The sequence below is a fragment of the Planococcus donghaensis MPA1U2 genome, assembly GCF_000189395.1.
Taxonomy (GTDB): domain Bacteria; phylum Bacillota; class Bacilli; order Bacillales_A; family Planococcaceae; genus Planococcus; species Planococcus donghaensis_B.
The window spans coordinates 15,615-29,983 of record NZ_AEPB01000047.1 but is presented as its reverse complement, the minus strand read 5'-3'; the positions used below and the strand labels follow the sequence as shown (position 1 = coordinate 29,983).

The 14,369-nt window shown below is 41.5% G+C and carries 14 protein-coding genes and 1 riboswitch; all 14 genes read left to right on the top strand.

Annotation, left to right across the window (positions count from 1 at the left end):
* The first annotated feature begins 482 nt into the window (after positions 1–482).
* The 14 genes from GPDM_RS13490 to purD all read left to right on the top strand — a co-directional run bounded on the left by GPDM_RS13490 (position 483) and on the right by purD (position 14,178).
* Positions 483–1,004, top strand: coding sequence for a DUF2179 domain-containing protein (locus GPDM_RS13490; protein WP_039863434.1), 522 nt, complete (start codon positions 483–485; stop codon positions 1,002–1,004).
* Positions 1,001–1,189 (top strand): NETI motif-containing protein, encoded by a 189-nt coding sequence (locus GPDM_RS13485; protein ID WP_008432199.1) that lies wholly within the window; start codon positions 1,001–1,003, stop codon positions 1,187–1,189. Before GPDM_RS13490 ends, GPDM_RS13485 begins: the two co-directional genes overlap by 4 nt.
* 85 nt (positions 1,190–1,274) lie before the next feature.
* Positions 1,275–1,375, top strand: a riboswitch (purine riboswitch).
* Positions 1,376–1,514: 139 nt separating this feature from the next.
* The gene (gene purE / locus GPDM_RS13480) at positions 1,515–2,003 is read left to right on the top strand and encodes a 5-(carboxyamino)imidazole ribonucleotide mutase (RefSeq protein ID WP_008432198.1); all 489 of its coding nucleotides are present in this window, start codon (positions 1,515–1,517) and stop codon (positions 2,001–2,003) included.
* On the top strand, positions 2,000–3,124 hold the full coding sequence (gene purK, locus GPDM_RS13475; protein WP_008432196.1) for a 5-(carboxyamino)imidazole ribonucleotide synthase: 1,125 nt from the start codon (positions 2,000–2,002) through the stop codon (positions 3,122–3,124). Before purE ends, purK begins: the two co-directional genes overlap by 4 nt.
* 16 nt (positions 3,125–3,140) lie before the next feature.
* Positions 3,141–4,436 (top strand): adenylosuccinate lyase, encoded by a 1,296-nt coding sequence (purB, locus tag GPDM_RS13470; protein ID WP_008432195.1) that lies wholly within the window; start codon positions 3,141–3,143, stop codon positions 4,434–4,436.
* 16 nt (positions 4,437–4,452) lie between these two features.
* Positions 4,453–5,169, top strand: coding sequence for a phosphoribosylaminoimidazolesuccinocarboxamide synthase (gene purC / locus GPDM_RS13465; RefSeq protein WP_008432194.1), 717 nt, complete (start codon positions 4,453–4,455; stop codon positions 5,167–5,169).
* Positions 5,166–5,420, top strand: coding sequence for a phosphoribosylformylglycinamidine synthase subunit PurS (gene purS, locus GPDM_RS13460; RefSeq protein WP_008432191.1), 255 nt, complete (start codon positions 5,166–5,168; stop codon positions 5,418–5,420). Before purC ends, purS begins: the two co-directional genes overlap by 4 nt.
* Complete coding sequence (gene purQ, locus GPDM_RS13455) at positions 5,417–6,100, top strand: phosphoribosylformylglycinamidine synthase subunit PurQ (protein ID WP_008432190.1); 684 nt, start codon at positions 5,417–5,419, stop codon at positions 6,098–6,100. Before purS ends, purQ begins: the two co-directional genes overlap by 4 nt.
* Positions 6,084–8,309 (top strand): phosphoribosylformylglycinamidine synthase subunit PurL, encoded by a 2,226-nt coding sequence (gene purL, locus GPDM_RS13450; protein WP_008432187.1) that lies wholly within the window; start codon positions 6,084–6,086, stop codon positions 8,307–8,309. Before purQ ends, purL begins: the two co-directional genes overlap by 17 nt.
* Complete coding sequence (purF, locus tag GPDM_RS13445) at positions 8,285–9,706, top strand: amidophosphoribosyltransferase (RefSeq protein ID WP_008432186.1); 1,422 nt, start codon at positions 8,285–8,287, stop codon at positions 9,704–9,706. Before purL ends, purF begins: the two co-directional genes overlap by 25 nt.
* Before the next feature lie 12 nt (positions 9,707–9,718).
* A complete protein-coding gene (gene purM, locus GPDM_RS13440) occupies positions 9,719–10,780 on the top strand; it encodes a phosphoribosylformylglycinamidine cyclo-ligase (protein WP_008432184.1) in 1,062 nt (353 codons plus the stop codon).
* Entirely contained in the window at positions 10,770–11,342 is a 573-nt protein-coding gene (purN, locus tag GPDM_RS13435) for a phosphoribosylglycinamide formyltransferase (protein WP_008432183.1), read from the top strand. The genes purM and purN overlap by 11 nt, the downstream gene beginning before the upstream one ends.
* Positions 11,343–11,374: 32 nt before the next feature.
* A complete protein-coding gene (purH, locus tag GPDM_RS13430) occupies positions 11,375–12,910 on the top strand; it encodes a bifunctional phosphoribosylaminoimidazolecarboxamide formyltransferase/IMP cyclohydrolase (protein ID WP_008432181.1) in 1,536 nt (511 codons plus the stop codon).
* 17 nt (positions 12,911–12,927) lie between these two features.
* Positions 12,928–14,178 carry a phosphoribosylamine--glycine ligase gene (gene purD / locus GPDM_RS13425; RefSeq protein WP_008432179.1) on the top strand — a complete coding sequence of 417 codons (1,251 nt, stop codon included), beginning with the start codon at positions 12,928–12,930 and terminating at the stop codon, positions 14,176–14,178.
* The last annotated feature ends 191 nt before the right edge of the window (positions 14,179–14,369 follow it).

The window sequence follows — 14,369 nt, the reverse complement described above, 5'->3', positions numbered from 1 at the left end:
GTTTATTTGAATATTGTTGAGAAATAATAGAGGTAATAGTTGAAAAGTCCACAAAAATAGAGGGCGCTGATAGGATTTCAAAATTTATTTTGTTAGAAAATATCACGCAGTTAGTTAACATACCAAACTTTCGCACAGCAAAATCAAACTACTTGTCTACCAAAAAAAGAGACTGTTAAAATTGAATAGCTTGTGAAACAGGGATTGAAATGCCTATAAAACTTAAATAGCTACTTTTAGCATAAATAGAAAAAATGGTATTTTGATTGTTTCTAATCGTGAGCAGGAATCCACGGTGTGCACATTGCCATAAAAGTACTTGTTCAATTGCTAGTTGAAACAAGATTTTAAGTAAAACCTATATATACTAAGGCTTTCTTGGACTTTTCTCTCTTGCTTTCTTAGTGTTTTTCCCCTAGTATGAAAATTAATTCGTAATAGATATTAAAGAGGTGTAGAAATTGGATGTAAACCCTTGGGTAATGGTAGTAATAATTTTTTCGATCAACATCGTATATGTAACATTTTTTACGATACGGATGATCATGACCCTAAAAGGGTATCGTTATTTAGCTGCGGGTGTCAGTATGATCGAAGTTGTTATTTATATAGTAGGGCTTGGATTAGTTCTTGATAATTTAGATCAGTTGCAAAATCTAATAGCTTACGCTTTAGGCTATGGATCGGGTGTAGTCATTGGTTCGAAGATTGAAGAGAAAATGGCGCTTGGTTATATTACGGTCAATGTGATTACTAGTGAAGCTGGAGAATACCTTCCGAAAATGCTTCGTGAAAAAGGCTATGGTGTCACGGATTGGAATGCAAACGGTCGTGATGGTGGTCGACAGTCAATGCAAATTTTAACACCGCGCAAAATGGAGTTAAAACTGTATAAAGCCATACAAGAGATCGATCCAAAAGCTTTTATCATTGCCTATGAAGCAAAAACTATTCATGGCGGATTCTGGGTGAAAACAGTGAAAAGGGGCAATTTATATAAATGAGTAAAAACACAGTATGGTTTGAAGTTGAAGAACATGAAACAATTTCAGAATGTCTAGATAGAATGAAAGCTGAAGGTTATGCAGTAGTAGGCAGAAGAGAAGAACCTTTGTTTAAAGAAGTGGATGGTCAACCTGTACCTATAAGGCAAATCGTTCAGTTTAAAGGGGATAAACTAAAGGAATAACAATATATCCCTTTTAAAAGCGAACGATTAAATAATTGTACAACTTAATGTTCGACTTTATCATTGACGTAGTTTCGTCGTCTTGTTATGATAAATGAGGATACCCCATATATGCAGAAGAATTGGCTTCTGCGTCTCTACCAGGACACCGTAAATGTCCGGACTATGCGGGAAAGCAACTTATTGGTCGTAAAGCGAAGGATGTGCTTTTTTATGCCATCATTTAAAATTTCGTATTATTTACAGTCCTTAAGTAAACTGCTTTTCACGTAATGTGAGCAGTTTATTTAAGGGCTTTTTATTTTGTAAAAGGAGAGTGTAATCGATGAATCCGCGAATTGGCGTCATTATGGGAAGTACGAGTGATTGGGAAACAATGAAGCATGCGTGTGACGTATTAGATGAACTAGGGATAGGTTATGAGAAAAAAGTGGTTTCAGCTCATCGTACACCGGATTTAATGTTCACTTATGCAGCACAGGCACGTGAACGCGGATTGCATGTGATTATTGCGGGAGCAGGCGGAGCGGCACACTTGCCAGGAATGGTAGCAGCAAAGACCACTTTGCCAGTAATTGGCGTTCCTGTTCAGTCTAAAGCGTTAAATGGTTTAGATTCCTTATTATCGATCGTTCAGATGCCCGGTGGAGTTCCAGTCGCTACAGTCGCTATTGGTAAAGCAGGAGCTGTGAATGCTGGGTTACTAGCAGCGCAAATACTGGGGACGGTAGATGAGCAGGCAGCACAAGCCTTACAAGATAGAAGAGATCGCACTACAGCTGCAGTTTTAGAAAGTTCGGAGGACTTAATATGACAAATACGATTTTGCCGGGTCAAACGATTGGCATTATTGGCGGAGGTCAATTAGGACGTATGATGGCTCTTGCAGCGAAAGAAGCTGGTTTCAAAATTGCAGTTCTCGATCCTTCTATGGATTCGCCAACAGGACAAGTAGCCGATATACAAATCGTTGCACCTTTTGATGATCAACATGCGTTAGAAGAGTTAGCTGAAGCTAGTGACGTAATCACTTATGAATTTGAAAATATAGATGTTGAAGGACTATCAAAGCTAGCTGAAATTGCATATGTACCACAAGGTTCTGAACTGATTCGCGTAACTCAAAACCGAGTTGTTGAAAAACAAGCTATTTCTGAAGCAGGCGTTGTTGTTGCCGATTATATTACGGCTTCTTCTTTTGGAGAGTTAAAAGAAAAAAGTAGTAAATTGTCATTCCCATTCGTTGTTAAAACAGCGCGTGGGGGATACGACGGCAAAGGGCAACAAACTGTTTCTTCTATAGAAGGGCTTTCTTTAGCAGAAGGGCTGTTCGCGAACGGCGAATGTGTGGCTGAAGCTTTCGTAGAATTCACAAAAGAAATTTCGGTTATTATCCAACGTAATGTATACGGAGAAACAGCTATCTTACCGATTGGTGAAAATATTCATAAAGATCATATTTTGCATGAAACGATTGTTCCGGCTAGAATCGATAAAAAAACAATCGATGAAGCAAAAAGAGCGGCTGAGAAAATTGCAGCTCACCTCGATATGATAGGCACATTAGCAGTTGAAATGTTCGTCTTAGAAGACGGTGGGATTATCGTCAATGAATTGGCGCCACGTCCTCATAATTCCGGGCATTATTCGATCGAAGCAACAAACATTTCTCAGTTTCATCAGCATATCCGTGCAATCTGTGGGTGGCCACTAAGACAGCCGATTTTATGGTCTCAAGCAGTAATGGTTAACGTTTTAGGAGAACATGTAGCTCCACTTACTTCGAAAATCGCACAATTTCCAAATTGGTCGATTCATTTATACGGAAAAGACGAAGCGAAGCAGAAACGGAAGATGGGACATGTTACGATATTAACGGAAGACTTAGAGGCAACTTTGAGTGAAATAGATGCATCTGGCATTTGGCCAGAATAATTGGAGGAACATAAAAATGATCGCACGTTACACAAGACCCGAAATGGGCGCAATTTGGACAGAAGAAAACAAATACAATGCATGGCTAGAAGTTGAAATTTTAGCATGTGAAGCTTGGGCTGAAATCGGAGATATTCCGAAAGAAGATGTAGCAAAAATTCGTAAAGGCGCATCTTTCTCAGTTGATCGTATTTTAGAAATTGAAGAAGAAACACGCCACGATGTAGTTGCTTTTACACGAGCGGTATCTGAAACGCTTGGTGAAGAACGCAAATGGGTTCATTATGGTTTAACTTCAACGGATGTTGTGGATACGGCTTTGTCTTACTTGTTAAAGCAAGCAAACGAAATCATCCGTAAAGACTTAACAAACTTTATCGAAATTCTTGCAAATAAAGCAAAAGAACATAAAATGACGGTCATGATGGGTCGTACGCACGGTGTGCATGCAGAACCAACGACTTTCGGTTTGAAACTCGCATTATGGCACGAAGAAATGAAACGCAACTTAGAACGTTTCGAAGCAGCAGCAGCTTCAATTGAAACAGGCAAAATGTCTGGTGCAGTTGGAACGTACGCTAATATTGATCCGTTTGTTGAAGCATATGTGTGCAAAGAGTTAGGTCTTGCAGCTTCACCTATTTCAACACAAACATTGCAACGTGACCGTCATGCGCAGTATTTGAGCGTTTTAGCATTGATTGGTTCGTCTATCGAGAAATTTGCGACAGAAATTCGCGGATTGCAAAAATCAGAAACACGCGAAGTAGAAGAGTTTTTTGCGAAAGGTCAAAAAGGTTCTTCTGCAATGCCGCATAAACGCAACCCAATTGGTTCTGAAAACATGACCGGCCTTGCGCGTTTAATCCGTGGCTACATGCTAACAGCTTACGAAAACGTCTCTTTATGGCATGAACGCGACATTTCGCATTCATCAGCAGAGCGTGTGATTTTACCGGATGCAACGATTGCACTTAACTACATGTTAAATCGTTTCGGTAATATCGTGAAAAACTTAACAGTATTTCCTGAAAACATGAAACGCAATATGGATTCAACATTAGGTTTGATTTATTCACAACGTGTGTTGCTAGCTTTGATCGATAAAGGGATGGCTCGTGAAGCAGCTTACGATACGGTTCAGCCATGTGCAATGGAAGCTTGGGAAAACCAAACACATTTCCGCAAAATTGTAGAAGCGAATGACACGATTACAGCTAAACTTTCTAAAGAAGAATTGGATGATTGCTTTGATTACAATCACCATTTACAACAAGTAGACATGATTTTTAACCGACTTGGACTAAACTAAACGGGGGCTTCTGAAAATGGAAAAAGGTCAGCTATTGTACGAAGGAAAAGCAAAACGCTTATATGCAACGGACGAAAAGGAAATTTTGTGGGTGGAATATAAAGATTCAGCAACGGCTTTCAACGGTGAGAAAAAAGAAGAAATTACCGGGAAAGGCATTTTGAACAATAAAATCACGTCACTGATTTTCACGAAATTGCAGGAAGCAGGCATTGCGTCTCATTTCGTTAAGCAATTGTCTGATCACGAACAATTGGTGCAAAGTGTAAGCATCATTCCATTGGAAGTAGTGGTCCGGAACATCACAGCGGGCAGCATGGCTAAACGTCTTGGGATTGAAGAAGGGGTGGCCATTAGCCGCCCAGTTGTGGAGTTCTATTTGAAAGATGATGAATTAGGCGATCCTTTAATTACAGATGATCATGTTGATATGCTAAAGCTGGCAACTGCAGAGGAAGTGGCAGTGCTCAAGCAAAAAGCACGTGAAATTAATGAAGTGTTAATTGGCTTTTTTAAAGAAATTGGCGTAGATCTTGTTGATTTTAAAATTGAATTTGGCCGTGATAAAAATGGTCAAATTTTATTGGCAGATGAAATTTCGCCGGACACTTGCCGGCTTTGGGATATGGAAACAAAACAAAAGCTTGATAAAGACGTATTCCGCCGCAATCTTGGGAATTTGACAGAAGCGTACGAACTCATTTTAACTCGTCTAGGAGGACAACACTCATGAAAAAAGTAAAAGTATACGTAACATTACGTGAAAGTGTATTGGACCCACAAGGTTCTGCAGTTATGGGCTCTCTTCATAAAATGGGCTATGGTGAAGTGGCAGATGTACGAATTGGCAAATACCTAGAATTGGTTATTGAAGACAGCGAACGCGATGTAGATTCGTTAGTTAACGAATTATGTCATCGGCTTTTAGCAAATACTGTAATCGAAGATTATCGTTATGAAATTGAGGAGGTTGTCTCGCAATGAAATTCGCAGTAATTGTTTTCCCAGGTTCGAATTGTGATTTGGATATGTACCATGCGGTCAAGGATGAACTAGGTGAAGAAGCAGAATACGTATGGCATGACTCAAAAGACTTGAGCAGCTATGACGGGATTTTACTTCCAGGCGGATTTTCATATGGCGATTACTTGCGTTGCGGCGCGATCGCTCAATTCTCTGGAGTCATGGACGAAGTAAGAAAAGCAGCTGAAGCAGGAAAACCAGTTCTTGGAATCTGTAATGGATTCCAAATATTAACTGAAGCAGGTTTGTTGCCAGGCGTACTTTTACGAAACAAAAACTTGAAGTTCATGTGCCGTACTGTTGGATTGAAAGTAGAAAACAATAATACTTTGTTCACGAATGAATATGAACAAGGCGAAGAAATCCAAATTCCAATCGCTCATGGAGAAGGCAATTATTATTGTGATGATGCGACATACGATCACCTCAAAGAAAACAACCAAATCGTCTTTACGTATGCAGATGATTTTAACGGCAGTCGAAACAACATTGCAGGAATCATTAACGAACGCGGAAACGTGCTAGGCATGATGCCGCATCCTGAGCGCGCAGTATCAGAGTTAATCGGCGGCAAAGATGGCTTGGCCTTATTTAGATCAATCGTTAAACAGTGGAGGGAATCACATGTCAGTCATGCTTGAACCAAATGCTGCTCAAATAAAAGAACAAAAAGTATATCAACAAATGGGCTTATCGGACTCGGAATTTGAAATGGTCGAAAAGATTTTAGGAAGATTGCCAAACTATACGGAAACGGGCTTGTTTTCGGTCATGTGGTCTGAGCACTGTTCATATAAAAACTCGAAACCCGTTCTTGCGAAGTTCCCAACTAAAGGTGAACGTGTTCTTCAAGGTCCTGGTGAAGGTGCAGGAATTGTAGACATTGGTGACGGACAAGCAGTCGTTTTCAAAATGGAGTCGCATAACCACCCATCAGCAATCGAACCGTATCAAGGAGCGGCTACTGGAGTTGGTGGAATTATTCGTGACGTCTTTTCAATGGGTGCACGTCCAATTGCATTGCTGAACTCATTGCGTTTCGGTGAATTAACCACACCACGTGTGAAATACTTGTTTGAAGAAGTCGTTGCGGGGATTGCTGGATACGGAAACTGTATCGGGATTCCAACAGTGGGTGGAGAAATTCAATTTGACGATTGTTATGACGGCAACCCGTTAGTTAACGCGATGTGTGTCGGATTGATCAATCATGAAGATATTCAAAAAGGGATTGCAAAAGGTACAGGTAACCCGGTAATGTACGTCGGCGCTAAAACAGGACGCGATGGCATTCACGGAGCTACTTTTGCTTCTGAAGAGTTAACAGATGGCTCTGATAAAAACCGACCTGCCGTTCAAGTAGGCGATCCATTTATGGAAAAACTGCTACTTGAAGCTTGTTTAGAGTTGATCAAGTCAGATGCGTTGATCGGTATTCAAGATATGGGTGCTGCTGGACTGACTTCTTCTTCAGCCGAAATGGCTTCTAAAGCAGGTTCTGGGATCGAAATGGACCTGGATCACATTCCACAACGTGAAACAGGTATGACAGCTTACGAGATGATGCTTTCTGAATCTCAAGAACGTATGCTAATCGTCGTTAAAGCTGGTCGTGAGCCTGAAATCGTTGAGTTGTTCGAGAAGTACGGACTTGATGCCGTAACAGTCGGCACAGTAACAGACGATTCGACATTACGTTTAAAACATAAAGGTGAAATTGTTGCCGAAGTACCAGTTGATGCACTTGCAGAAGACGCGCCAGTTTACCATAAGCCTTCAGCTGTTCCAACTTATTTTACAGAGTTCCAACAAATGGACAACGTAGAACCAAAAGTAACGGATTTAAATGAAACCTTAACTTCGTTATTAAAACAACCGACTATCGCTTCTAAAGAATGGGTTTATGATCAATACGATCACCAAGTACGCACAAGCACAGTAGTAAGCCCAGGATCGGACGCTGCAATTGTTCGTGTTCGTGGTACCAACAAAGGTCTAGCCATGACGACTGACTGCAACTCTCGCTATATTTACTTAGATCCAGAAGCGGGCGGTAAAATTGCGGTAGCAGAAGCAGCACGTAATGTTGTGGTATCAGGTGCAAAACCACTTGCCATTACAGATTGCTTAAACTTTGGTAACCCGGAAAAACCAGAAATTTTCTGGCAGTTAGAAAAAGCAGCGGACGGAATGTCTGAAGCATGTACGATGTTAGATTCACCAGTTATTGGCGGAAACGTCTCGTTATACAACGAAACAAACGGTACAGCTATTTACCCAACACCAACAATTGGCATGGTCGGTCTTGTAGAAGATCTTGCACATGTAACAACACAAGATGTTAAGCAACAAGGCGACGTTGTTTACTTGGTCGGTGAAAGTTTTACAGAGTTTGGTGGAAGTGAGTTACAGAAGATGGTCGAAGGGCGTATTTTTGGTAAAGCGCCAGCGATCGATTTAACAGTCGAAGCAAAACGCCAACAAGAAATTTTATCAGCGATTCAGCAAGGACTTGTTGCATCCGCGCATGACGTTGCTGAAGGTGGCGTTGCTGTCGCATTAGCTGAAAAAACATTCGGTAACGGATTAGGCATGGAAGTTACATTGTCTGGATCTGCAACAACTGCGTTGTTTAGCGAATCACAATCACGCTTTGTGATAACAGTTAGCCCAGAAAACGCAGAGCAATTCGAAAAAGTCGTAACAGATGCTAAGAAAGTCGGCCAAGTCACGGGAGACAAATTTGTAATCAACGGTGAAGACGGTACGACTTGGATTAACGAATCCGTCGCAACGCTTCGCTCAGCTTGGAAAGGAGCTATCCCATGCTTGCTGAAATCAGAAGCTTAAATGAAGAATGTGGTGTCTTTGGAATATGGGGACATCCGAATGCGACGCAATTGACGTATTACGGATTGCACGCTTTGCAACACCGCGGTCAAGAAGGTGCGGGAATTGTTTCAACTAATGGAGAAGGTCTTCTCCCATTAAAAGGGGAAGGCATGGTCAGTGAGGTCTTTACTCCTGAAAAAATAGAAAAAATAGCAGGACATGCAGCAATCGGGCATGTTCGCTATGCAACAGCAGGAGGCAGTGGCATTGAAAATGTTCAGCCTCTGCTGTTTAACTCAACTACTGGTAGTTTGGCAATTTCGCATAACGGCAATTTGGTCAATGCCACTCAGTTGAAAGGTCATCTTGAACGTCAAGGCAGTATTTTTCAAACCACTTCAGATACGGAAGTACTGGCTCATTTAATTAAACGAAGCGGCTATGCAACGTTTGAAGAAAAAGCGAAAAATGCTTTGTCTTTATTAAAAGGTGCTTTTGCTTGTGTGATTTTGACCGAAGAAGCGATGTATGTTGCGTTGGATCCGAATGGTTTACGCCCCTTATCTCTTGGAAAACTAGGAGATGCGTGGGTAACGGCATCGGAAACATGTGCATTTGATATTGTGGGTGCAGAATTTGTTCGTTCAGTGGAGCCAGGTGAATTTTTAATCATCACAAAAGACGGCATGCGTGCAGAACGGTTTGCTTATCCAGAAGAGCGTTCAATTTGTACGATGGAATATGTCTATTTTTCTCGTCCAGATTCAGATATCGATGGCATTAACGTCCATTCAGCAAGAAAACGTCTCGGCGTTCAATTAGCAAAAGAAGTCCAAATTGATGCGGACGTTGTCACAGGTGTTCCGGACTCAAGTATTTCAGCTGCCATTGGTTATTCAGAACAAAGTGGAATTCCATACGAGTTAGGTATGATTAAAAACCGCTATGTCGGGCGCACGTTTATCCAGCCTTCGCAAGATCTGCGTGAACAAGGTGTGAAGATGAAACTTTCGCCAGTCCGTCAAGTTGTGAAAGGCAAACGCGTCATCATGGTCGATGATTCGATTGTTCGTGGTACAACATCACGACGTATTGTTAACTTGCTAAAAGAAGCAGGAGCAACAGAAGTACACGTGGTCATCAGTTCACCTCCTATCAAAAATCCATGCTTCTATGGCATTGATATTAGTACAGCAGGTGAGTTAATCGCTGCCAACAATTCGGTAGAAGAAATGCGTGAAATTATTGGTGCAGATTCATTAACATTCTTATCAGTTGATGGGATGGTTCAAAATATTGGACGTACAGATCCTGGATCAAAATGTGGGCATTGTTTAGCTTGCTTTACAGGTGAATACCCGACGAACATTTATCCGGATACCGTATTGCCGCACGAAAAAGAAAAAGTGAAATAAGGGGGAACCGGTGTGTCAAAAGCATATGAAAAAGCAGGCGTTAATATCGAAGCTGGCTATGAAGCAGTTAACCGCATGAAATCCCATGTAGAGCGGACAGCGCGCAAAGGAATGCTCGGTGCGTTTGGTGGATTTGGCGGGATGTTCGATTTGTCTGAGCTGAATTTGAAAGAACCGGTTCTTGTTTCTGGAACTGATGGCGTGGGCACAAAACTAAAGCTCGCATTTATGGCAGACCGTCACGACACAATCGGCATTGATTGCGTAGCGATGTGTGTCAATGACATCGTTGCCCAAGGTGCAGAACCTTTATTTTTCCTAGACTATATCGCAGTTGGCAAAGCAGTTCCTGAGAAAATTGAACAAATCGTTAAAGGCGTAGCAGATGGCTGTGTTCAAGCTGGAGCTGCACTTATTGGCGGAGAAACAGCAGAAATGCCAGGCCTTTATGAAGAAGATGAATACGATATTGCTGGATTTGCAGTTGGAGCAGCGGAGAAATCCAAAATCGTTACTGGCGAAAAAATCGCAGCTGACGATGTATTAATCGGTCTTGCTTCAAGCGGTATTCATTCAAACGGCTATTCGCTTGTACGTCAAATTGTATTTGAGCAAAATCAATTTACGCTAGATCAACAAGTTGAAGGCTATGAGACGCTTGGACCAATTGGTGATGCATTGTTAACTCCTACAAAAATATACGCAAAAGCAGTAGCTGCGATTGGTAAGAAAACCGAAATTCATGGCATGGCCCATGTCACAGGTGGCGGATTTATCGAGAACATTCCACGGATGATGCCAGAAGGCTTAGGCGCGGAAATTTCACTTGGGAGCTGGCCAGTACTTGATATTTTCAAGTTACTAAAAGAAAAAGGCGAGCTAGCAGATCGCGACTTATACTCAGTGTTCAATATGGGCATTGGTTTTGTTGTAGCTGTAGCACCTGAAGACGCTGAAAAAGTGTTGGAAAGCGCTAAAGCGAATGGTGAACAAGCTTACCAAATTGGTCGTGTTTCAAGTACTGAAGGCGTGCAATTCCAAGGACAACAGGACGGCACATTAGATGAAAACTAAAACAAGAATTGCTGTGTTTGCATCTGGCAATGGCTCTAATTTTCAAGCCATTGTCGATGCGATTGCGGCTGATAAATTAGCAGCTGAAATCATGCTTGTAGTTACTGACAAGCCTAAAGCGTTTGTATTAGAACGAGCGAAAACATCAGGCGTAGCATCATTTTCTTTTATTCCTTCAGAGTATAAGTCGAAAGAACTTTACGAAGACATGCTAAAAGAAAAACTACAAGAGCTTGGTGTAGAGTGGATCGTACTTGCAGGCTATATGCGCTTGATTGGTCCAGTATTACTTGGAGCTTATGAAAATCGCATCGTCAATATTCATCCTTCAGTTTTGCCAGCGTTTCCTGGGAAAGATGCAATCGGGCAAACACTTGCAGCAGGTGCAGAAAATGCAGGCGTCACGGTGCATTATGTCGATGCAGGAATGGATACAGGCAACATCATTGCACAACAATCGTTTCCAGTATTAGGTCGTGGACGCGAAGAAGTCGAGCATCAGATCCATCAGATTGAACATGAATTATATCCTGCAACATTGCAGCAATTATTCGACCGATAAACGATCGGTCTTAATCTTTAGGAGGACTATTTGTGAAAAAAAGAGCATTACTCAGCGTATCGGATAAATCAGGGATATTGGATTTTGCACAGGAACTGGAAAAAATGGGCTATGAACTGTTATCGACAGGCGGCACTAAAAAATTTCTTGAAGAAAACGGAGTTGCCATAACTGCCGTAGATGAAGTAACAAAATTTCCAGAAATTTTAGGTGGACGTGTAAAAACTTTGCATCCGCTTGTACACGGTGGATTATTGGCTAAACATGATGATGCAGAACACCAAAGTCAAATGGCTGAAAACGGCATTTCACCGATTGATATTGTCTGCGTTAATTTATACCCGTTCCGTGAAACTATTGCAAAACCAGATGTTACGGTAGAGGATGCGATTGAAAATATCGATATCGGTGGGCCAACCATGTTACGTTCTGCGGCGAAAAATCATGCATATGTAACGGTCATTGTGGATGCAGCTGATTATGCTGAAGTATTGACTGAATTACAAAACGAACAGTCTACAACGCCTGAAACGAGACGTCGATTAGCGGCAAAAGTTTTCCGTCATACAGCGGCTTACGATTCGTATATCTCAAACTATTTGACAGATTTGACTGGAGAAGAGTATCCAGACCAACTAACGCTTACTTACGAATTGTCTCAAACACTTCGTTATGGAGAAAATCCTCATCAAAAAGCTGCGTTTTATCGTAGCCCGCTTGGTTCGAACTTCTCAATTGCCAATGCAAATCAAGTGCACGGCAAGGAATTATCGTATAACAATATTCAAGACGCCAATGCTGCTCTTCAAATGATTAAAGAATTCAAAATGCCGGCAGCAGTTGCAGTGAAACACATGAATCCATGTGGTGTTGGAACCGGAGAAACAATTGCAGATGCCTTTGGTAAAGCGTATGAAGCAGATTCAACGTCAATCTTCGGTGGAATTGTTGCTTTAAATCGTGAAGTAGATGCGGATACTGCGAAACAATTAGCCACGATTTTCTTAGAAATTATTATTGCACCATCATTTTCTGATGAAGCAATTGAATTGTTGACCCAAAAGAAAAACATCCGTTTGTTGACGATTCCATTCGACAGCAAAGTTCGTGATAAATGGAACACAGTGACAGTAGAAGGTGGCTTATTGATTCAACAGCCAGACGTTTTTGGATATGATGATGCAGATATCCAAGTAGCAACTGAGCGTCAGCCTACTGAAGCAGAGATTGAGGCATTAAAGCTTGGGTGGAATGTGGTAAAACATGTTAAATCTAACGCCATTGTTGTCTGTAACTCGGAGATGACGTTGGGCATTGGTGCGGGGCAGATGAACCGTGTTGGTTCTGCTAAAATTGCGTTAGACCAAGCAGGAAGTGCTGCAGAAGGTGCAGTTATGGCATCAGATGCGTTCTTCCCGATGAATGATACAGTAGAAGCAGCTGCAAAAGCAGGCATCAAAGCAATTATTCAACCAGGTGGTTCGAAGAAAGATCAAGATTCAATCGATAAAGCGAACGAATACGGAATTGCTATGGTCTTTACCGGCATCCGTCATTTCAAACATTAATTGGGGTGAAACAAATTATGAAGGTTTTAGTCATTGGAAAAGGTGGGCGAGAACACGCCATCGTTCGACAATTCTCAAAATCAGCTTCGGTCACTAAAGTTTATGCAGCTCCAGGCAATGACGGAATGCGGGAAGATGCTGAAATAGTTGCAATTGATGAAATGGATTTTGCAGGTCTTGCAGAATTTGCAAAAGGGCAACAAATCGATTTTAGCTTTGTCGGGCCAGAGCAGCCTTTATCAGAAGGTATCGTTGATTTTTTTGAAGCTAAAGGATTGCGTATTTTTGGTCCATCTAAAGCAGCAGCGCAAATTGAAGGCAGTAAAGCCTTCGCCAAAGAACTGATGAAAAAATACGATATCCCAACTGCTGGCTATGAGACATTTACAGAAACAGCACCAGCTATTGATTTTATTCGTCAGCACGGGGCACCGATTGTTATTAAAGCGGATGGACTTGCGGCTGGAAAAGGTGTCGTTGTGGCAATGACGGAAGAGGAAGCTGTTGCTGCCATTAACGACATGTTAGAAGGTCAAAAGTTCGGAGACTCTGGCTCAAAAGTGGTTATTGAAGAGTTTTTAGACGGTGAAGAATTTTCGTTTATGTCTTTCGTTTATAGCGGCCAAATTTATCCGATTGTTATTTCACAAGATCATAAGCGGGCATACGATGGAGACCGTGGACCGAATACAGGGGGCATGGGAGCTTATTCGCCTGTACCGCAAATTTCACAAACCATTGTGGATCAAACTTATGCTGAAATTGTAGAGCCTGCAGTCCAGGCGATGGCTGCTGAAGGCACGCCATTTAACGGCATTCTATATACAGGTGTTATTTTAACGAACAAAGGTCCAAAAGTGATTGAATTTAATGCGCGTTTTGGTGATCCAGAAACGCAAGTTGTTTTACCCCGCATGAAATCAGATTTTGGGTTGTTTATGGATACTCTTCTAAAAGGTCAGCCGGCCGAACTAGAATGGGATGATCAAGCTGTACTTGGTGTCGTTGTTGCTGCTGATAATTATCCAGAGACAGTTGAAAAAGGAGCACTTTTACCAGATTTAACAAAGCTCTCGGGAGTAGAGATTACGCATGCAGGAACAAAACAAATTGCGAATGGCTATGCAGGAAATGGTGGGCGAGTATTGCTGATTTCAGCAAGCGGAACGTCTATTGAATCTGCTCAAGAGAAAGTTTATGAACAATTAAACAGCCTGTCTTGGGACGGTTTCTTCTATCGCTCCGATATTGGATGGCGTGCAAAATAATTTTATATATGATATACTCATTGATGACACAAATTCGACAAGAAGATGTGTCATTTTTGTTTTTGCCTGCCCTATAGGCATTTACACTAAAAATGAGGATTTACAACAGCCCACGGTTACCTCTATTTAAACTCCAGAATGTAAACCCGTTACGACCTCAAAAAAATGCAATGAAAATTGAAAGGGGACTA